General features: G+C 63.8%; 24 protein-coding genes. 3 read left to right on the plus strand and 21 right to left on the minus strand.

Annotated elements, in window-relative coordinates; all coding sequences use genetic code 11:
- The first annotated feature begins 99 nt into the window (after window positions 1-99).
- From ACQY4G_RS14845 to ACQY4G_RS14855, 3 genes are read left to right on the plus strand one after another with little or no spacing between them, the layout of a single operon-like run.
- Entirely contained in the window at window positions 100-1,434 is a 1,335-nt protein-coding gene (locus ACQY4G_RS14845; protein WP_421992029.1) for an amidase family protein, read from the plus strand.
- Window positions 1,435-1,449: 15 nt separating this feature from the next.
- The gene (locus ACQY4G_RS14850; protein ID WP_421992031.1) at window positions 1,450-2,151 is read left to right on the plus strand and encodes a PepSY domain-containing protein; all 702 of its coding nucleotides are present in this window, start codon (window positions 1,450-1,452) and stop codon (window positions 2,149-2,151) included.
- Window positions 2,148-2,768, plus strand: coding sequence for a trimeric intracellular cation channel family protein (locus tag ACQY4G_RS14855; protein WP_421992033.1), 621 nt, complete (start codon window positions 2,148-2,150; stop codon window positions 2,766-2,768). The genes ACQY4G_RS14850 and ACQY4G_RS14855 overlap by 4 nt, the downstream gene beginning before the upstream one ends.
- On the opposite strand, the gene ACQY4G_RS14860 is transcribed toward ACQY4G_RS14855, so the two are convergent.
- The 21 genes from ACQY4G_RS14860 to rplN form a co-directional block, all read right to left on the minus strand.
- Window positions 2,765-3,487, minus strand: coding sequence for a hypothetical protein (locus ACQY4G_RS14860; protein WP_421992035.1), 723 nt, complete (start codon window positions 3,485-3,487; stop codon window positions 2,765-2,767). The two genes, ACQY4G_RS14855 and ACQY4G_RS14860, sit on opposite strands and share 4 nt — an antisense overlap.
- A gap of 154 nt (window positions 3,488-3,641) precedes the next feature.
- Window positions 3,642-4,256, minus strand: a complete 615-nt coding sequence (locus tag ACQY4G_RS14865) for a hypothetical protein (RefSeq protein ID WP_421992037.1) — start codon at window positions 4,254-4,256, stop codon at window positions 3,642-3,644.
- Between the two features lie 133 nt (window positions 4,257-4,389).
- The gene (locus ACQY4G_RS14870) at window positions 4,390-5,742 is read right to left on the minus strand and encodes a serine hydrolase domain-containing protein (RefSeq protein WP_421992039.1); all 1,353 of its coding nucleotides are present in this window, start codon (window positions 5,740-5,742) and stop codon (window positions 4,390-4,392) included.
- Between the two features lie 155 nt (window positions 5,743-5,897).
- Entirely contained in the window at window positions 5,898-6,317 is a 420-nt protein-coding gene (gene rplQ / locus ACQY4G_RS14875; RefSeq protein WP_291176031.1) for a 50S ribosomal protein L17, read from the minus strand.
- Window positions 6,318-6,485: 168 nt separating this feature from the next.
- Window positions 6,486-7,541 (minus strand): DNA-directed RNA polymerase subunit alpha, encoded by a 1,056-nt coding sequence (locus ACQY4G_RS14880; protein WP_421992041.1) that lies wholly within the window; start codon window positions 7,539-7,541, stop codon window positions 6,486-6,488.
- A gap of 109 nt (window positions 7,542-7,650) precedes the next feature.
- The gene (gene rpsK / locus ACQY4G_RS14885) at window positions 7,651-8,040 is read right to left on the minus strand and encodes a 30S ribosomal protein S11 (protein WP_006831904.1); all 390 of its coding nucleotides are present in this window, start codon (window positions 8,038-8,040) and stop codon (window positions 7,651-7,653) included.
- A 56-nt stretch (window positions 8,041-8,096) separates the two neighbouring features.
- The gene (gene rpsM, locus ACQY4G_RS14890; RefSeq protein ID WP_067464710.1) at window positions 8,097-8,465 is read right to left on the minus strand and encodes a 30S ribosomal protein S13; all 369 of its coding nucleotides are present in this window, start codon (window positions 8,463-8,465) and stop codon (window positions 8,097-8,099) included.
- Between the two features lie 283 nt (window positions 8,466-8,748).
- On the minus strand, window positions 8,749-10,107 hold the full coding sequence (gene gdhA, locus ACQY4G_RS14895; RefSeq protein ID WP_421992043.1) for an NADP-specific glutamate dehydrogenase: 1,359 nt from the start codon (window positions 10,105-10,107) through the stop codon (window positions 8,749-8,751).
- Between the two features lie 81 nt (window positions 10,108-10,188).
- Window positions 10,189-10,833 (minus strand): SRPBCC family protein, encoded by a 645-nt coding sequence (locus ACQY4G_RS14900; RefSeq protein WP_421992045.1) that lies wholly within the window; start codon window positions 10,831-10,833, stop codon window positions 10,189-10,191.
- Window positions 10,834-10,901: 68 nt separating this feature from the next.
- Window positions 10,902-11,549: an adenylate kinase gene (locus tag ACQY4G_RS14905; RefSeq protein ID WP_291172732.1), complete on the minus strand. Its 648-nt coding sequence runs from the start codon at window positions 11,547-11,549 to the stop codon at window positions 10,902-10,904.
- A 31-nt stretch (window positions 11,550-11,580) separates the two neighbouring features.
- Window positions 11,581-12,945 carry a preprotein translocase subunit SecY gene (gene secY, locus ACQY4G_RS14910; protein ID WP_067690096.1) on the minus strand — a complete coding sequence of 455 codons (1,365 nt, stop codon included), beginning with the start codon at window positions 12,943-12,945 and terminating at the stop codon, window positions 11,581-11,583.
- A gap of 107 nt (window positions 12,946-13,052) precedes the next feature.
- Complete coding sequence (gene rplO, locus ACQY4G_RS14915) at window positions 13,053-13,541, minus strand: 50S ribosomal protein L15 (protein WP_421992047.1); 489 nt, start codon at window positions 13,539-13,541, stop codon at window positions 13,053-13,055.
- A 138-nt stretch (window positions 13,542-13,679) separates the two neighbouring features.
- The gene (gene rpmD, locus ACQY4G_RS14920) at window positions 13,680-13,865 is read right to left on the minus strand and encodes a 50S ribosomal protein L30 (protein WP_067690099.1); all 186 of its coding nucleotides are present in this window, start codon (window positions 13,863-13,865) and stop codon (window positions 13,680-13,682) included.
- Window positions 13,866-13,870: 5 nt separating this feature from the next.
- Window positions 13,871-14,698 (minus strand): 30S ribosomal protein S5, encoded by an 828-nt coding sequence (gene rpsE / locus ACQY4G_RS14925; RefSeq protein WP_234002309.1) that lies wholly within the window; start codon window positions 14,696-14,698, stop codon window positions 13,871-13,873.
- Window positions 14,698-15,042, minus strand: coding sequence for a 50S ribosomal protein L18 (gene rplR / locus ACQY4G_RS14930; protein ID WP_067690102.1), 345 nt, complete (start codon window positions 15,040-15,042; stop codon window positions 14,698-14,700). Before rplR ends, rpsE begins: the two co-directional genes overlap by 1 nt.
- A gap of 1 nt (window position 15,043) precedes the next feature.
- Window positions 15,044-15,577 (minus strand): 50S ribosomal protein L6, encoded by a 534-nt coding sequence (rplF, locus tag ACQY4G_RS14935; protein WP_291172750.1) that lies wholly within the window; start codon window positions 15,575-15,577, stop codon window positions 15,044-15,046.
- Window positions 15,577-15,972: a 30S ribosomal protein S8 gene (gene rpsH, locus ACQY4G_RS14940; protein ID WP_067690104.1), complete on the minus strand. Its 396-nt coding sequence runs from the start codon at window positions 15,970-15,972 to the stop codon at window positions 15,577-15,579. The genes rplF and rpsH overlap by 1 nt, the downstream gene beginning before the upstream one ends.
- 11 nt (window positions 15,973-15,983) lie before the next feature.
- Window positions 15,984-16,289 carry a 30S ribosomal protein S14 gene (gene rpsN, locus ACQY4G_RS14945; RefSeq protein ID WP_067690105.1) on the minus strand — a complete coding sequence of 102 codons (306 nt, stop codon included), beginning with the start codon at window positions 16,287-16,289 and terminating at the stop codon, window positions 15,984-15,986.
- Window positions 16,290-16,315: 26 nt separating this feature from the next.
- Window positions 16,316-16,894 carry a 50S ribosomal protein L5 gene (rplE, locus tag ACQY4G_RS14950; RefSeq protein WP_291172757.1) on the minus strand — a complete coding sequence of 193 codons (579 nt, stop codon included), beginning with the start codon at window positions 16,892-16,894 and terminating at the stop codon, window positions 16,316-16,318.
- A complete protein-coding gene (rplX, locus tag ACQY4G_RS14955) occupies window positions 16,887-17,207 on the minus strand; it encodes a 50S ribosomal protein L24 (protein ID WP_067690109.1) in 321 nt (106 codons plus the stop codon). The genes rplE and rplX overlap by 8 nt, the downstream gene beginning before the upstream one ends.
- The gene (gene rplN, locus ACQY4G_RS14960; RefSeq protein WP_067464754.1) at window positions 17,207-17,575 is read right to left on the minus strand and encodes a 50S ribosomal protein L14; all 369 of its coding nucleotides are present in this window, start codon (window positions 17,573-17,575) and stop codon (window positions 17,207-17,209) included. Before rplN ends, rplX begins: the two co-directional genes overlap by 1 nt.
- Window positions 17,576-17,594: the final 19 nt, after the last annotated feature.

Genomic DNA, 17,594 nt, shown 5'->3' on the forward strand with positions numbered 1-17,594 from the left:
GTACCTCTCGGCCCGGGATGGAGGATCACCTCTGGGCCAAGAGTGCGATTGACCGCGCCCTGCTAGTCCGACATTCCTTCCGCCGAGGGGGGAAAGTCGATGAGCTATCCGAAGCTGACGAAAAAACCGGGCGCAATCGAGACTGCGGCAGCGATCCGGAAAGGCGAGCTGTCGCCGCTCGAAGCGGTCGAGGCGGTGATTGCCCGAATCGAGCGTCTCGATGCGCATATCAATGCCGTGGTGGTCACCGATTTCGACCGCGCTCGAGACCGCGCAAGGCAGATGACGGACCAGCAGAGGGGCGAAGACCAACCGCTGTTCGGCGTGCCGATGACGATTAAGGAAAGCTTCGACATCGAGGGTCTGCCGACCTGCTGGGGGCACGAGGAATATGCCGACAACATCGCCAAACGCGATGCGAAAGTCGTGCGCCAGCTGAAGGCTGCGGGCGCGATCTTCCTCGGCAAGACCAATATCCCGCCCGACCTTGCCGACTGGCAATCGAACAATCCCGTCTATGGCCGTACCAACAATCCGCACGATCACGAGCGCTCGCCCGGCGGTTCGTCGGGCGGATCGGCCGCCGCGGTCGCCAGTGGCATGGTGCCCTGCGAATACGGCACCGATATCGGCGGATCGGTTCGCGTACCAGCGCATTTCTGCGGTATCTGGGGACATAAGAGCAGCTGGGGGCTGGTGTCGAAACAGGGGCACGATCATCCGCTGATGGCGGGCCGCGATGCGCATGACGGCGCGCTGTCGATCGCCGGTCCGTTGGCCCGCAATGCTGCCGACCTGCGCCTGCTGCTCGGGCTGACGCAGACGATCCCGCTGACTGCAAAAGGAAAACCGCTGAAGGACTGCCGCCTGCTCGCGCTGGTCGATCACCCGTCCTGCCCAACCGACGACGCCGTGCGGGCACCCATCGAGGCTGCCCTCGCCGAAATCGAGAAAGCGGGGGTGAGAGTGGACCGCACGAGCGATCTCGTTCCCGACCTCGAAGCCCAACAGGCCGACTATATGCGGATGCTCAATGTCGCCATGGCGCGCGGAATGCCGGGGCCCAACGGCAAGCGCGCCAGCGCGACCGACTGGTTCGACATGCTCGACACGCAGGCGCGCAATGAAAACGCCTGGGCTAAGTTGTTCGAGACCTACGATTTCGTGCTCACCCCGCCCGCCCCCGTCCTCGCCGTGCCGCATCGCGAAGGCCGCATCTTCGACGGGACGGTAACGATCAATGGCGGCGAGCAGCCGGGTGGCAGCACGCTGTGCTGGGCGGGCCTCGCGACCTTTCCCAATCTTCCGGCGACGGTCTTGCCTGTGGGCGAAACGGGTGGCCTGCCTTGCGGCATACAGGTCATATCGCGCAGGTGGGCGGACCTCGATTGCATCGCCGCGGCAGAAGCGATCGGACAGATCCTCCACGGCTAGGGAGCCACGACGTCAATGGGCAATCAGCGCGTCATGCAACGCTTTGCCAGATGGCATATCTGGCTGGGGTGGCTGGTCGGTTTCCCGATCCTGATGTGGACGGTCACCGGCCTCGTCATGGTCGCCAAGCCGATCGAGGAAGTGCGCGGCAACCACTTGCGCATGGATGTGCCCGAACGCGCGCTGCCCGCCGATACCGAAATCGCGGTCTCGCTGCCCGCCGAAAGCACCCGGCCGGTGCGCTCGGTCACCACGCAGGTCGAACGCGGCGAGACGATCACGCGGATCGCCTATATGGACGGGACGACCGAGCGCTTCCGTCCCGATGGAAGCCCCATGGGCCCGCTGAGCGAGGTCGAGGCGCGGCTGATCGTCGCCGAGGGCATCGTCGGCGGCGAAGCCGTGACCGGAACGGCGCGGTTCGACGCCGATGACGTGCCGTTCGATTTCCGCCGCCCGATGCCCGTCTGGCAGGTTGCACTTGCCGATGGCACCCACGTCTATGTCGGCACCGAAACCGGACGCATCGAGGCCGTGCGCACGCAATGGTGGCGCACCTTCGACTTCGTCTGGGGTCTGCATATCATGGACCTGCAAACCCGCGAGGACACGAGCCACCCGGTCCTGATCCTGTTCGCCATATTGTCGGTGATCGGCGCGCTGTTCGGCTGCATCCTGATGTTCCGCCGCCGCAAAACGCGCGTCGTGCCGAAGTGAACCCGGCGGTCCTCACACCCGTCCTCGACTGGCTCGACCTTGCCGGCGTGGCGATCTTCGCGCTCACGGGCGCACTGGTCGCGGCGAAGGAGAAGCAGACTTTCGTCACGCTGGCCTTCTTCGCGCTGGTTACCGGCGTCGGAGGCGGCACGGTGCGCGACCTGCTGATCGGCGCGCCGGTGTTCTGGATCCACGATGCCTGGGTGGCGGGCGTGTGCCTGGGCGTCGCGCTATTCGCCTGGTTCACACCCACGCGCTGGTGGGAGGGCCGGTTCCTATCGATCGCCGATGGGCTGGGTCTCGCCGCCTATGCCGTGCTGGGCGCCGCCAAGGCGCTCGAATACGGACTGCCGCCGGTGCCCGCCGCCCTGATGGGCGTCATCACGGGCTGCGTGGGCGGGATTATCCGCGACGTCGTCGCCGGGCGACCGTCGATCCTGATGCGTCCCGAACTCTATGTGACCGCAGCAGCGCTTTCGGCCAGCCTGACCGTCCTGGGCGAATTTGTCGGGATCATGCGCGAATGGGTCTGGGTCGGCGCAACGGCCGCGGGCTATGGCCTGCGGCTCGCCGCGATCAGGTGGAATCTCGCCTTGCCCGCCTACGGCCGCGACTAACGAGGCGCGCCCTGATAGCCGGTGCCGTATTCGATATCGGCATCGATTGCGCCCTCGTCCTCGCCGGGCAGCGGCCCGCCGGGATAGGCGGGTTGAGCCGTCTCGCTGCGCGCCCGGGCAGCCCGATAGACGTCGTCGCCGTGCTGGCGGTCCGCGTCCGCTGTGTCCATCCCATAGGCCCCCGCGGTAGAACCCTCAGCGCCATAGCGCGTATTGCCCTGGCCATAGTCGAGCGCCTCGATCCGGCCGTCCTCTCCGATCGAGCAGGTGAAGCCCTGGCCGTCGAAGAGCGTTCCGGTAACGCTCCACCCGCGTGCGTTGCGATTGACCGTATCGACCGTTTCGACCCGCGCGTTGCGCTCGATTTCGTCGACGCACATCGTGACCGCACGGTCGATCCCGCGCCCGTCGTCATAGCGATAATCGCCCCGGCGCGGCTGCGGATAACGCGTCTCGCGGCGCGGATAGCGATCGCGCGACTTCTCGGCGGCGCTGGCGATTGCGGCAATCCCGCCGATGATCAGGATGCCGGCCAGGATATCACCTGCGCCAACACCGCGATGGCGATGATGACGATAGTGGCGGTAGCGACGGTGCTTGGCTGCAGTATCGTCGCCGGGAGCCCATACCGGCGCGACATGGACAGCCGGCGGCACGCTTGGCATGGGCAGTTCGGCAGCCTGGACCGGAGTGGCGGTGAGGGACAGCGCTGCGAACATGGCCGGCGCGGCTAAGAGCGATTGCTTGGACGGCATGGTCCGTTACCCCGTTTGGCGCACCCCCACCAAGGCGCATGATTGACAATCCCATACGTATAGGCGGTCCAGGCTAAATACTGCCTGAACCGCCCATGGCGTTCGGGTAATGTGGGGATTAGAGTCCGCGGATACCGCGGAAATCGACCCCTGCGACGCGGCCACGCTCGATATAGCAGGTGAACCTGCCGCGATCACGGTCGTGGTACCCGCGGTCGTAGCCGCCCCAGCGGTCATGACGGCCCCGGCGATCATAGCGGCCCCGTCGATCATAGCGGCTGTTGTAATAGCCACGCTGCCCCTCGACCACGATCCGACCCTTGACCCGCCAGCCGTAGCGCGTGTCGTCTACATCGCGGATATCGGTCACCTGGGCATAGCGATAGCCATAGCGGCGAGCGTCCCGCTGTGCCGCCCTGACGCAGCGCTTGACGGCCCTGCGCGGATTGCCGCGGCGCGCATAGTGATGACGACGATAGTCGCGCCCGTCGCGGTAATAGCGACCATCGCGATAGTAGCGACCGCCGCGGTAATAATCGCGATCCTTGCTGGCCGCGCTCGCAATGGCAGCAATGCCACCGATGATCACGGCACCGGCGATAACGTCGCCGACGGAAATTCCATCGCCGTCGCGGTCGCCGGCCTGCACCGGGGTGGCTCCGGCCAGCGCCATCGCGCCGACTGCAGCCGTTGCGATCCCACCTTTCGCGAACGCCTTGGGAAATAGTTTCATCTCGAGGTCCTCCTCATCGAGGCCGCGGCGGGACTGCCCCGGCTGTGAGAAGCGTTCTAGACGAGGCGCCGTGAGGTCACGCTGAACTTGGGTTACAGGAACTGTTCAGTTTAATGGATACTTTTCTGAACGCCTATTCCGCAAGGCTTTCAAGCACATCGCGCGTGAAACCGGCGATATCGAAGCGGTGGCCGGCGGGATCCTCGCCCCGCCGGACGATGACCGTGTTCAGGCTCGGGACGATCACGATGAATTGCCCGCGATTGCCCATGGCGGCGAATGTGTCGCGGGGAATGCCCTCGGACTTGTCGAACAGCCAGAAGCCCGCACCATAGCCGAAGGGACCATCGGGCTGCGGCCCGGATGGGGAGGACACATACTCCACCCAGCCTTCGGGCAGGATGCGCTTGCCCGAGGGCAGCACGCCATCGTCCAGATAGAGCTGCCCGAGTTTCGCCAGATCGCGCGCGGTCGACCAGACCTGGCTGGAGAGGATGTAATCGCCGCGCCAGTCGGTCTCGGCGACGGTGTCGTGCATTCCGATCCGTGCAAAGACTTGGGCCGGCGACTGCGCTTCGAGCGCGCTCTCGATCGCCTTCACCGCGGCGAGCGTATCGTTGTTGGCATAACGGAACACGGTGCCTGGTGCATTGACCAGCGGCCAGTGCATGGCCGTCTCCGCCACGCTCGACCCACCGTAATAGAGTGGATTGGTTCGGTTGCCCGCCGTGTCCGAGAATCGGCCCGAGGCCATGCGCAGCAGGTGGTCGATGGTGATTGCTCGCCTGCGGTCGTTGGGCGCGACCGCGAGGCCGGCGCTGCGGTTCACCTCCGCTTGCCCGTCATGGACCGCGACACCGACCAACGTCGCAGCGATGCTCTTCGCGACCGACCACGTGCGCTGCGGCACGGCGGGCCCGAAATCGGGCGCATATTGCTCGGCGAGTGTGCTGGCGCCTCGCTGGACCAATACCGCAGTGGTCCGCGTGCCTTCACCATGCGCTCCGCCAAAGGCGCGCGAGAGACTCTCGGCCAATAGCCCGGTCGGCGGCACGACCGCGATATGCTCGCTCCCGGCATGTGGTCGCTTGGTCCGGATGGGATGCGGCGCCCCGCCGATTGGCATCTGCTGGCAACCACGGCGGGAATCGTGCACCGCCACGCGCGGCGGCATGTCGCCAGCCCATTCCACCGATACCTGGTTCAACTCTCCGTCGGGATCGCGAAGGATCCGGTAGGGCAAATCGGCAACGATTTCGTCGAGCGGCGCTTGAATACCGGTCAGCTCCCATGCCTCGACGCTTTCGGGCGTCCGTGTCGCTCCGTTGCGTTCGGCATTGGCAATCGCGCTGCACAGGAACAGCGCCTTGTAGCCTGCCGCGAGAGCGCGGTCGTAGCGCGCCTCGATTTCGTCTTGCGAGGTCGACTGCGCGGCGAGAGGGGCTGAGGCGAGCAGCGCTGCAGCTGCCAGGGCGTGTCTGATCATGCGCGCCTTGTGCCACGGCTTCACCTACGCGCAAAACAAAACGGCCGGAAGGTCTCCCTCCCGGCCCTATTGATCCCTCGCGAAGGCGGGGGTCTCAGGAATATGGATCGGCGCTTGCGGCCCGAGGTCCCCGCCTTCGCGAGGACGCTACGCGCTTACGCGTCTTCCATGTCCTCGTCGTTCATGACGGGGCCCGAATCCTGGCCCTTGGCGTCTTCGTCACGGTCGACGAGTTCGATGACGGCCATCTGGGCGGCGTCGCTGCCGCGGTAGCCGGCCTTGATCACGCGGGTGTAGCCGCCTTCACGATCAGCGTAACGCTCGGCGAGGACGTCGAACAGCTTCTTGAGCTGGGTTTCGTCCTGCAGGCGGCTCATGGCGAGGCGACGGTTCGAAAGACCGCCACGCTTTGCCAGCGTGATCAGCTTCTCGATGTAGGGCCGCATTTCCTTCGCCTTGGGCAGCGTGGTCATGATCTGCTCGTGCTTGATCAGCGCGGCAGCCATGTTGCGGAACATCGCATTGCGGTGGCCGGTCTTGCGCTGAAGCTTACGGCCGGAAATCTTGTGACGCATCGTATCTTGTCCTTCGTTCGATAGGGGCCCGTTCTAGGTAGCCCGTAGCCGGTGACCGTTTTGGCCGTCACCTTCGCCCATTCTTGCGTCCCAGCGCAGGCTGGGACCTCCATCGGCAATACGCCGGTGGAAGGAGGCCCCAGCCTTCGCCGGGGCTCACCGATCGTCTTAGCCCAGCAGCTCCTGTTCGAGCTTCTTGGCCATTTCCTCGATGTTTTCCGGCGGCCAGCCGGGAATGTCCATGCCGAGGCGCAGACCCATCGACGAGAGCACTTCCTTGATTTCGTTCAACGACTTGCGGCCGAAGTTCGGCGTGCGGAGCATCTCGGCCTCGGTCTTTTGGACCAGGTCGCCGATATAGATGATGTTGTCGTTCTTGAGGCAGTTCGCCGAGCGGACCGACAGTTCCAGCTCGTCGACCTTCTTGAGCAGGTAACGGTTGAGCTGGTTGGTGTCGCTTTCCTGCGGCTCCGCGGCCTGGCCGATCATGGCCGAGGTCGGCTGCGGGATACCGTCTTCGAAGTGGACGAACAGCGTCAGCTGGTCCTGGAGGATGCGCGCGGCATAGGCCACGGCGTCTTCCGGAGTGACGGTGCCGTCGGTTTCGACGGTCAGCGAGAGCTTGTCGTAGTCCAGTTCCTGGCCGACGCGGGCGTTCTCGACCTTGTAGCTCACCTGGCGGACCGGCGAATACAGGCTGTCGACCGGGATGAGGCCGATCGGCGCATCGGCCGGACGGTTCATGACGGCCGGGCGATAGCCCTTACCGGTATCGGCGGTCAGCTCCATGTTGAGCGTGGCGCCTTCATCGAGGTGGCAGATCACGAGATCCTTGTTCATGATCTCGATGTCGCCCGAAACGGCGATGTCGCCGGCCTTGACTTCGCCCGGACCGGTTGCGGAAAGCTGCAGGCGCTTCATGCCTTCGCCTTCCATTTTCAGCGCGATCTGCTTCACGTTGAGGACGATGTCGGTCACGTCTTCGCGCACGCCGGCGAGGCTGCTGAATTCGTGGAGGACGTTCTCGATCTTGATCGAGGTGATCGCGGCACCCTGAAGCGAGCTCAGGAGCACGCGGCGCAGCGCATTGCCGAGCGTCAGGCCGAAGCCACGCTCGAGCGGTTCGGCCACGAAGGTCGCCTTGCGGGCCTTGTCGCCGGTTTCCTTGATATCAAGGACATTGGGTTTCTTGAGTTCCTGCCAGTTCTTGATGTTGACGGACATGAAAATCCCCTGGTTCGGATGCGGGCGGGACCGGCGCTCTTTATGGGAGCGTCCGGTCCGTGAAAGGGTGTCGGCGGCTCAGCAAGCCAAGCCGCCAGGCAGGTACGGATCAGACGCGACGACGCTTGGACGGACGGACACCGTTGTGCGGGATCGGCGTCACATCGCGGATCGAGGTGATCGTGAAACCGACTGCGGCGAGACCGCGCAGCGCGCTTTCACGGCCCGAACCCGGGCCCTTCACTTCGACTTCGAGAGTGCGCACGCCGTGCTCTGCTGCCTTGCGGCCTGCATCGTCGGCGGCGACCTGGGCGGCATAGGGAGTCGACTTGCGGCTGCCCTTGAAGCCCATCATGCCGGCGCTGGACCAGCTGATCGCATTGCCCTGCGCGTCGGTGATGGTGATCATCGTGTTGTTGAAGCTGGCGTTGATGTGCGCAACGCCGCTCGAAATGTTCTTTTTGTCGCGGCGCCTTACGCGGCCGGGTTCGCGTGCCATGGTGTGTCTTCCTTACAGTCTATCAAGAAGGGAAAAGCTGACGGACGAGCCGAAGCTTACTTCTTCTTGCCGGCGATCGGCTTGGCCTTGCCCTTGCGGGTGCGGGCGTTGGTGTGAGTGCGCTGGCCGCGAACGGGCAGGCCGGCACGGTGACGCAGGCCGCGATAGGACTTGAGGTCCATGAGCCGCTTGATGTTCATCGCGGTTTCGCGACGAAGGTCGCCTTCCACGGTGAAATCCGCATCGATCGTTTCGCGGATACGCAGGACTTCCTCGTCGGACAGGTCCTGCACGCGGCGCGCGTGATCGATGCCGAGCTTGTCGGCGATTTCGACGGCCTTGGTGCGGCCGATTCCGTGAATGTAGGTGAGCGCGATGATAACGCGCTTGTTGGTGGGGATATTGACCCCGGCAATACGAGCCACTTACTTCTCCATGCTCCACAGGGGCCGGTGTGTCCGGTTTCCCTATCTCATCGCTCCATTCATTCGATGGTTCCGGCGGCTTGCCTAACGCAAAAAGCCCGGATGGCGCACAATTGGCTGCCGCCTGCCGGACTCACCGCAATGTCGAATGAACCGCGCGCTTAGGAGGATTCGCCTGCCGCGTCAACCGTCCAGCGCACGCAAAAGCGCGAGGCCACCGATATGGGCGGCCCGCCGGAAGATGCAACCCTTCTAGCCCTTGCGAGCGGCCAGGTCAAAACCCTTACATCACGCCGAAGGCAAGCATGGCGTCCGCGACCTTCTTGAACCCCGCGATATTGGCCCCGCGGACATAGTCGACGTAGTCGCCGTTCTCGCCATATTCGACGCATTTTCCGTGGATACCCTCCATCAACTCGGTGAGCATCTCGCCGAGCCGATCGTGGTTCCAGCTGATGCGCTCGGCATTCTGGCTCATCTCGAGGCCCGAAACCGCCACCCCGCCGGCATTGGCCGCCTTACCCGGACCGTACATGATCTTGGCATCGTGGAAGACCTTCACACCATCGAGCGTGGTCGGCATGTTGGCCCCCTCGGACACGGCGATGCAGCCATTGTCGACCAGCGCCTTCGCTTCGTCTTCGTTGAGTTCGTTCTGCGTCGCGCAGGGCAGCGCCAGATCGCAGTCGACATTCCATGGACGCTTGCCCTCGTGAAACGTGGCATTGGTGAAGTGATCGGCATATTCGCTGATCCGGCCGCGTCGCTCGTTCTTGAGCCGCTTGACCCAGTCGATCTTCTCCTGGTCGATCCCGTCGGGATCGTGGATGAAACCGTCGCTGTCCGACAGGGTGACGACCTTGCCGCCCAGGCTGACGAGCTTTTCCGCGGCATGCGTTGCGACGTTTCCGGAACCCGAAATGACCGCAGTCCTGCCTTCGACGTCCTGGCCCGCATGCTTGAGCATATTCTGGAGGAAATAGACCGCGCCGTAGCCGGTCGCCTCGGGCCGCATCTTCGAGCCGCCATATTCGGTGCCCTTGCCGGTCAGCACGCCTTCCCAGCGGTTGGTGATCCGCTTGTACTGGCCGAACATATAGCCGATCTCGCGGCTGCCGACGCCGATGTCGCCCGCCGGAACGTCGGTATCGGGGCCGATATGGCGCTGCAGTTCGGTCATGAAGCTCTGGCAGAAGCGCATGACCTCGCTGTCGCTCTTGCCCTTGGGATTGAAGTTCGCCCCGCCCTTGCCGCCGCCCATCGGCAGGCCGGTGAGCGAGTTCTTGAATGTCTGCTCGAAAGCGAGGAACTTGAGCACGCTTTCGTTGACGGTGGGGTGGAAGCGAATGCCGCCCTTATAGGGCCCGATCGCATTGTTGTTCTGCACCCGCCACCCGCGCTGGACGCGGATGCAGTGATTGTCGTCCTCCCAGCAGACACGAAAGCTGACCACGCGGTCGGGTTCGGCGATCCGGCGCAGGATCTGCGCCTCGTGATATTCCTCCTTGTCCTCGATGAATTCGAAGACGTCCTGCGCCACCTCCTGGACCGCCTGGACGAACTCGTGCTGTCCCGGATTGCGCTTCTTCACACCCTCTATGAAGGTCGAAAGATCCACGTGCCTGTCATAGACGGATGCCATGGTGCACCTCCCCTGCTGCCCGATCGGGCGATTGATCCAGGCGACCGCGGCACCCGCGAACCGGGTGCTTCTCAGCTTGTCCTATTCGGTGTCCTGCATGGCATCAATCTGCGCCTCGATGCTCGGTTCCTCGTCCGGGACATTATCCGCGTCCTCCTGCGGCGCATCGGCACTTTCCAGCGCACCGAGTTGATCGCGCAGTCCGGCAAGCTGTTGGCTCATCACGCCATCGACGGCTTTCGAAATCGTATCGATCTCGTAACGCATGTGGCCGCCCACGACATATTCCCAGCGGATCCGCGTGCCGCCCTCGATTTCCTCGAGCGTGATCGTCAGCACGCCCGTGGCCGGTTCGCCCTGCAACGGGCCGAGCCCCCCGCGCATACGCAGGTTTCTGAGCGGATAGGCCTGCACGACACTCATGTGCTGCACGCTGCCGTCGAGCGAGAAACCGTCCGCTCGATCTTCTCCGGGCACGCGCTCACAGAAGCATCCGCCGGCCTGCGGGGTCAGCGTCATATTGTCGGCATCGCCCGACCAGGTGTGCGCGTCGTTCCACCATGTGCCCGGGCGGGTCAGCGCGAGCCATGTGTCCAACGGACTCGCCGCCACTTCGGCCATGTCCTGTGTGACGAAACCGGTCTCGCTCGTCTCGGCGACCTTGGCCGAAAGCGGAGCCGCTCCGAGCGCGGCAGCGGCTGCTAGGACGGTGGCTACTGGACGCATAAGACCTCTCTCCCTGATTGGGGAGAAGCCCTAAGCGAAGTCAGGAAGCTTTGAAAGCACCTGCGGCGTCAGCGCGAAAGGATCGCGTCGATCGCATGCGTCACTTCATCGATCGAGCCCATGCCGTCGATCCGCGTCACGATACCGCGTGCTTCGTAACCCGGCAGGATCGGCGCGGTCTTGCCGCGATATTCCTGCATCCGCTTGCGCACGGTTTCCTCATTGTCGTCGGGGCGGCGCTTGAATTCGGTCGAGCCACACTTGTCGCACACGCCCGGTTTTGCCGGCTGATTGAAGACATCGTGATAGCCAGCGCCGCAATTCGCGCAAGTAAAGCGGCCGGTGATACGCTCGACCAGAGCATCCTCGTTCACCTCGAGCTCGATCACGTGGTCGAGCTTACGACCGTGCTTGGCGAGGATCTCGTCCAGCTGGTCGGCCTGCGCCGCGGTTCGCGGATACCCGTCGAAGATCGCACCGATTTCGGGGCCCATGTCGGCCAGCTTCGCATCGATCATGGCCGAGACGATCTCGTCGGACACCAGCCCGCCGGTATCCATGATGTCCGCCACCTTGCGGCCCAATTCGGTATCGGCCTTGCGCGTTTCGCGCAGCATGTCGCCGGTCGAAAGCTGGCGCATCCCGTGATGCTCGACCAGTCGCTGTGCCTGCGTTCCCTTGCCAGCGCCCGGAGGGCCCAGGAGGATGATGTCCATTGCGTAAAGTCCCCTTCGCGCCTGCTGTGCCTTATCGCAGGCGGCCCTTCAACTTCGCCTTTTTGATGAGATCGCCATATTGGTGCGCCAGCAAATGCGACTGGACCTGGCTTATCGTATCGACCGTCACGTTGACGACGATGAGCAGGCTGGTCCCACCAAGGAACAGCGGAACGCCCGTCTGCGCGATCATATATTCGGGCAGCACGCAGACCACCGTGAGATAGATCGCTCCGATCACGGTAATGCGGGTCAGCACGTAGTCGAGATATTCCTCGGTCCGCTTGCCCGGACGGATGCCGGGAATGAAGCCGCCGTTCTTCTTCAGGTTCTCGGCGGTCTCTTCCGGATTGAAGACGATCGCGGTGTAGAAGAAACAGAAGAAGATGATGCCAAGACCGTACAGCGTCATGTAGAGGGGCTGGCCGTGCTGGAGATATTGCAGCGTCGTCTGCAGAGCCCCGCCCGCGGCAGTATCGGTGTCGACCGTATTGCCGGCGAACTGGGTTATCGTGAGCGGCAACAGCAGCAGCGAGCTGGCGAAAATCGGCGGGATGACGCCGGCGGTATTCAGCTTCAGCGGAAGGTGCGAGCGGTCGGCCTGCATCATGCCCTTCTGGGTCGCGCGCTTGGGATACTGGATCAGCAGACGGCGCTGCGCACGCTCCATGAAGCAGATGACGAGGATCAGGATCACGACCATTGCAATCAGGCCGACGATGATGCCGGTAGCGATCGAGCCTTCCGAATAGCCCGAACCGAGGTTCGAGACGAAGGTCGGAAACTGCGCCACGATGCCCGCCATAATGATCAGCGAAACGCCGTTGCCGATACCGCGGCTGGTGATCTGCTCGCCCAGCCACAGCAGGAACATGGTGCCACCGACGAGACTGATGACCGCGCCCACGCGGAACATGACGCCCGGATCGACCACGGCCTGCATGCCGCTCTGCGCCCCGAAACTTTCCAGGCCCGAGGCCAGGAACCAGCCCTGGATCGCGCAGAGGAACACGGTGCCGTAGCGGGTGTACTGGTTGAGCTTCTGCCGCCCGGCAGAGCCCTCTTTCTTGAGCGCGGCCAGCGTCGGATGCAGGGCTGCGGCCAGCTGCACGACGATCGAGGCGGTGATGTAAGGCATGACGCCGAGCGCGATGAGGCTCATGCGCTCAAGGCTGCCGCCCGAAAATGTGTTGAACAGGTCGAGGATGCCGCCCCGCGTCTGATCGTAGAGGTCGCTCAGGATCAGCGGATTCACACCCGGGAGCGGAACGAAGCTGAGGAAGCGGAAGACGATCAGGGCCCCGATGGTGAACCAGATACGGTTCTTCAGCTCGGTGGCCTTGGAGAAGTTTGCGAGGCTCATATTGCTCGCGATATTGTCGGCGCGTGATGCCATGGGAATCTGTTCAATCCTGAATTGGCGCCGGTCCCTCCCGGCACAGGAAGGCTAGATAGGAAGCGGGGAGCGGAATGTCGAACCCCGCTCCCCGAATTTCCCGCCGATTATTCGGCGTCAGCCTTTTCAGCCTGCTTCGGCGCGATCACTTCGACCTTGCCGCCAGCCTTTTCGACCGCCTTGATGGCGCCCTTCGAAGCGCCGGCGACCTTGAAGCTGACCTTGGCCTTGAGCTCGCCCTTGCCGAGGAGGCGGACGCCGTCCTTGCCACCACGCGCGAGGCCGGCGGCCTGCAGCGCTTCGTGGTCGACGACCTTCTTGCCGTCGAGCTTCTTGGCGTCGATGAACTTCTGGACCATGCCGATGTTCACTTCGGCGTAGTCCTTGCCGAAGGGATTGTTGAAGCCACGCTTCGGCAGACGCATGTGGAGCGGCATCTGGCCGCCTTCGAAGCCCTTGATGGCCACGCCCGAACGGCTCTTCTGGCCCTTCTGGCCACGGCCGCCGGTCTTGCCCTTGCCCGAGCCGATGCCACGGCCGACACGGATGCGGTTCTTGCGTGCGCCCGAGTTGTCGCGGATGTCATTCAGTTTCATTATTCTGCACTCGCTATAGTTCGTCCCCGCCCAGGCGGGGAACCGGTTTGCTGTGCCCGGGCCTGCAACGCGCATCGCAGGCCGGATCCCCACCGAGGCGGGAATGGCGAGGGGCAAACCCCCTCGCCGCGGTTACGTTCAGTCGACCACCGCTACCAGATGCGGGATCTTGGCGATCGCGCCGCGCACCTCGGGGGTGTCCTGACGTTCGACGACCTTGTGCATCTTGTCGAGGCCCAGGCCGACCAGGATCTTTTTCTGGCTTTCCGGGCGACGGATCGGCGAACCGATCTGCTTGATCTTGATGGTTTTCGCTTTGGCCATCGATCTTACTCCGCGATAGCGGCGGCGTCGGCTTCAGCCTCGGCCTCCGAAGCGCCACCACGGCCGAGCAGGTCGGCGACCTTCTTGCCGCGACGCTGGGCAACCGACTTCGGCGAAGTCTGGTCCTGCAGCGCGTCGAAAGTGGCGCGGATCATGTTGTAGGGGTTCGAGGTGCCGACCGACTTGGTCACCACGTCGGCGACGCCGAGGCTCTCGAACACGGCACGCATCGGACCACCGGCGATGATACCGGTACCCGCAGGCGCGGTGCGGACGGTGACCTTGCCGGCACCGAAGTGGCCCTTGCCGTCGTGATGGAGGGTACGGCCCTCCTTCAGCGCGACGCGGATCATCTTCTTGCGCGCAGCGGCGGTCGCCTTGCTGATCGCCTCGGGAACTTCGCGGGCCTTGCCCTTGCCGAAGCCGACACGGCCCTGGCCGTCACCGACAACCACGAGTGCAGCGAAACCGAAGCGCTTACCGCCCTTCACCGTCTTGCTGACGCGGTTGATGTGGACGAGCTTCTCGATGATGCCGTCGTCCTCTTCCTCGCGGCGGTTGCCGCGACGGTTGTCGCGGCCGCCACGACCGCGTCCGCGATCGTTGCCACCGCGGCCACCGCGGCCACGACCTTCGCGCTGCTGCGGCTGCCCTTCGGCACCCTGAGCAGGGCTCTGGTTGGCGGCGGCTTCCGAGGGAGTATCGGCTACTGCCGGCTCTTCCTTGGTCACGGCTGCTTCGGTCTCGGCCTTCGCCTCGGTCGCTTCAACCTTGGTCTCCTCGACCTTGGTTTCCGCTTCGGTGTTTTCGGTTTTCTTGTCGTCAGCCATCATCAGAACTCCAGCCCGCCTTCGCGAGCGGCGTCGGCCAGCGCCTTGACGCGGCCATGGAATAGGAAGCCGCCGCGATCGAACACGACGGTGGTCACGCCGGCCTTCTTGGCAGCAGCGGCGATATCGCTGCCGACCTTCTTGGCGGCATCGACATTGGCGCCCGAGCCCTTCGCGCCCAGCGTCGAGGCGGCGGCAACGGTCTTGCCGGCAGCATCGTCGATGATCTGCGCGTAGATGTGCTTGCCGGTGCGGTGCACCGACAGGCGGGGCTTGCCACCCGACACGTTGCGAAGCGCGGTGCGGACGCGGCGACGGCGACGTTCAAAGAGAGAGAGCTTTGCCATCTTACTTCTTCTTCCCTTCCTTGCGGAAGACATATTCGCCGCGGTATTTGATGCCCTTGCCCTTGTAGGGCTCGGGCTTACGCCACTTGCGGACGTTCGCCGCGAACTGGCCCACGGCCTGCTTATCGATACCGCTGATCTCGACGGTGGTCTGATCGGGCGTCTTCACTTCGATGCCTTCCGGCACGTCCAGGTCGACGTCGTGCGAATAGCCGAGCTGAAGCTTGAGCTTCTTACCCTGCGCCTGCGCACGGTAACCGACACCGCTGATCTCGAGGACCTTGGTGAAGCCTTCGGTCACGCCTTCGACCAGATTCGACACCATGGTGCGCTGCATGCCCCAGTGGTTGCGGGCAGCGCGTGTGTCGTTGGCCGGCTTGACCGAAATCTCGCCGTCTTCGAGCTTGTATTCGATCAGGTCCGACAGGCCCATGGTGAGGGTGCCCTTGGGCCCTTTCACGCTGAGCGTGCCATTATCGATATTGGCGGTGACGCCGCTAGGGATCGCCACCGGCTTCTTGCCGATGCGGCTCATCAGAACACCTCCGCCAGCACTTCGCCGCCGACGTTCTCGGTGCGCGCTTCGTTGTCCGAAAGCACGCCCTTGGGCGTCGAGACGATGGTGATGCCCAGGCCGTTGCGCACAACCGGGAGTTCCTTCGAACCCGAATAGACGCGGCGGCCAGGCTTGGAGACGCGGGCAACGTGCTTGATCGCAGGTTCGCCCTCGAAATACTTCAGTTCGATCCGCAGCTGTGCGTGCTTGGCCGAAGCGTCTTCGCTGTAGCCACGGATGTAGCCTTCGCGCTGGAGCACTTCGAGGACGTTCGCACGCAGCTTGCTGGCGGGCGAAAGGACGCTGTCCTTCTTCGCGCGCTGGCCGTTGCGGATGCGGGTGAGCATATCACCCAGGGGATCGGTCATAGCCATCTGTCTTTACCTCACCAGCTCGACTTGGTCAGGCCCGGGATCAGGCCCTTGTTGCCGAGGTCGCGCAGTTCGATGCGGTTGAGGCCGAACTTGCGGTAATAGCCGCGCGGGCGGCCGGTGGTGGAGCAGCGGTTGCGCACCCGGGTCGGGTTCGCATTGCGCGGCAGTTCCGCCATCTTGAGGCGCGCGATAAGACGCTCGCTCTCGTCGAGGCTTTCATCGTTCGCGATAGCCTTCAGCTTCGCGTACTTGTCCGCATACTGCTTGACGAGCTTCTTGCGACGCTCGTTCTTGTTGATCGAACTCAGTTTCGCCATTGGACTTAAGTTCCTCTTCTAGCGGCTCACGCCGCCTCCTTCTCTTCCGACGCTTCGGCCGGGAACGGGAAGCCGAACAGGCGGAGCAGTTCGCGCGCCTCTTCGTCGGTCTTCGCCGTCGTGGTTACGATGATGTCCATCCCCCGGACCTTGTCGATCTGATCGTAGCTGATCTCGGGAAAGATGATCTGTTCCTTCAGGCCCATGGCGTAGTTGCCACGGCCGTCGAACGACTTCGGGTTGAGGCCACGGAAGTCGCGGATGCGCGGCATGGCCACGGTCACCAGGCGATCCATGAACTCGTACATGCGGTCGCGGCGCAGGGTGACCTTGCAGCCGATCGGCATGCCTTCGCGCAGCTTGAACTGCGCGATCGACTTCTTGGCCTTGGTGATGACCGGCTTCTGGCCGGCGATCAGCGCCATTTCCTCGGCGGCCGTCTGGACCTTCTTCTTGTCCTGGCTGGCTTCGCCGACGCCCATGTTGAGCGTGATCTTTTCCAGCTTCGGGACTTCGAGACGGTTCTTGTATCCGAACTTCTCGGTCATCGCCTTGACGATCTGGTCGTCATAGCGCTGCTTCATGCGGGGCGTATAATCAGCCATCGATGGTCTCCCCGGATTTCACGGCAACGCGCACCTTCTTGCCGTCCTTTTCTTCGAAACGGACGCGGGTGGGCTTGCCATCCTTCGGATCTGCCAGCGCAACCTTGCTGATGGCCATCGGCGCTTCGAAGCGGTCGATGCCACCCTGCGGGTTCTGCTGGGTCGGCTTGCGGTGACGGGCGGCGACGTTCACGCCTTCGACGACGATCTTGCCATCCTTCGGCATGACCTTCGCGACAGTACCGGTCTTGCCCTTGTCCTTGCCGGACAGGACGACGACGCTGTCACCCTTCTTGATCTTAGCGGCGGCCATTACAGCACCTCCGGAGCAAGCGAGATGATCTTCATGAAGCCGCGGCCGCGCAGTTCGCGCACGACGGGTCCGAAGATACGGGTGCCGATCGGCTCTTCGCTCTTGTTCACGAGCACCGCGGCATTGCTGTCGAAGCGGATCACGCTGCCATCGGGGCGGCGGACGTCCTTTTTCGTGCGCACGATGACGGCGCGATGGACATCGCCCTTCTTCACCTTGGTGCGCGGCTGGGCTTCCTTGACGGAAACCACGATCACGTCGCCCACGGAGGCAGTCCGGCGCTTCGAGCCGCCCAGTACCTTGATGCACTGGACGCGCTTCGCGCCGCTGTTGTCCGCGACGTCGAGATTGGATTGCATCTGGATCATCGATCCGGTTCCTTCTCAA

The organism is Qipengyuania sp. (assembly GCF_965277845.1).
Taxonomy (GTDB): domain Bacteria; phylum Pseudomonadota; class Alphaproteobacteria; order Sphingomonadales; family Sphingomonadaceae; genus Qipengyuania.

Bases quoted from the DNA above. Each gene is read 5' to 3' on its own strand.
- secY (WP_067690096.1), bottom strand. From the start codon at position 12,945: ATGGCATCACGCGCCGACAATATCGCGAGCAATATGAGCCTCGCAAAC.
- rpsK (WP_006831904.1), bottom strand. From the start codon at position 8,040: ATGGCACGCGAACCCGGCCGCGTAAGGCGCCGCGACAAAAAGAACATT.
- rpsH (WP_067690104.1), bottom strand. From the start codon at position 15,972: ATGGCTATGACCGATCCCCTGGGTGATATGCTCACCCGCATCCGCAAC.
- rplF (WP_291172750.1), bottom strand. From the start codon at position 15,577: ATGAGCCGCATCGGCAAGAAGCCGGTGGCGATCCCTAGCGGCGTCACC.
- ACQY4G_RS14880 (WP_421992041.1), bottom strand. From the start codon at position 7,541: ATGTCCGTCAACATCAAGAACTGGCAGGAACTCAAGAAACCCAATGTC.
- rplO (WP_421992047.1), bottom strand. From the start codon at position 13,541: ATGAAACTGAATGACATCCGCGACAACTCGGGCGCACGCAAGAACCGC.
- rpsE (WP_234002309.1), bottom strand. From the start codon at position 14,698: ATGATGGCTGACGACAAGAAAACCGAAAACACCGAAGCGGAAACCAAG.
- rplX (WP_067690109.1), bottom strand. From the start codon at position 17,207: ATGGCCGCCGCTAAGATCAAGAAGGGTGACAGCGTCGTCGTCCTGTCC.
- ACQY4G_RS14905 (WP_291172732.1), bottom strand. From the start codon at position 11,549: ATGGACATCATCCTCCTGGGCCCTCCGGGCGCTGGCAAGGGAACGCAG.
- rplN (WP_067464754.1), bottom strand. From the start codon at position 17,575: ATGATCCAGATGCAATCCAATCTCGACGTCGCGGACAACAGCGGCGCG.
- rplQ (WP_291176031.1), bottom strand. From the start codon at position 6,317: ATGCGTCACAAGATTTCCGGCCGTAAGCTTCAGCGCAAGACCGGCCAC.
- ACQY4G_RS14850 (WP_421992031.1), top strand. From the start codon at position 1,450: ATGGGCAATCAGCGCGTCATGCAACGCTTTGCCAGATGGCATATCTGG.
- ACQY4G_RS14845 (WP_421992029.1), top strand. From the start codon at position 100: ATGAGCTATCCGAAGCTGACGAAAAAACCGGGCGCAATCGAGACTGCG.
- rpmD (WP_067690099.1), bottom strand. From the start codon at position 13,865: ATGGCCAAAGCGAAAACCATCAAGATCAAGCAGATCGGTTCGCCGATC.
- ACQY4G_RS14860 (WP_421992035.1), bottom strand. From the start codon at position 3,487: ATGTTCGCAGCGCTGTCCCTCACCGCCACTCCGGTCCAGGCTGCCGAA.
- ACQY4G_RS14865 (WP_421992037.1), bottom strand. From the start codon at position 4,256: ATGAAACTATTTCCCAAGGCGTTCGCGAAAGGTGGGATCGCAACGGCT.
- gdhA (WP_421992043.1), bottom strand. From the start codon at position 10,107: ATGGCATCCGTCTATGACAGGCACGTGGATCTTTCGACCTTCATAGAG.
- rplR (WP_067690102.1), bottom strand. From the start codon at position 15,042: ATGGCAAAGCTCTCTCTCTTTGAACGTCGCCGTCGCCGCGTCCGCACC.
- ACQY4G_RS14870 (WP_421992039.1), bottom strand. From the start codon at position 5,742: ATGATCAGACACGCCCTGGCAGCTGCAGCGCTGCTCGCCTCAGCCCCT.
- rpsN (WP_067690105.1), bottom strand. From the start codon at position 16,289: ATGGCGAAACTGAGTTCGATCAACAAGAACGAGCGTCGCAAGAAGCTC.
- ACQY4G_RS14900 (WP_421992045.1), bottom strand. From the start codon at position 10,833: ATGCGTCCAGTAGCCACCGTCCTAGCAGCCGCTGCCGCGCTCGGAGCG.
- rplE (WP_291172757.1), bottom strand. From the start codon at position 16,894: ATGGCTGATTATACGCCCCGCATGAAGCAGCGCTATGACGACCAGATC.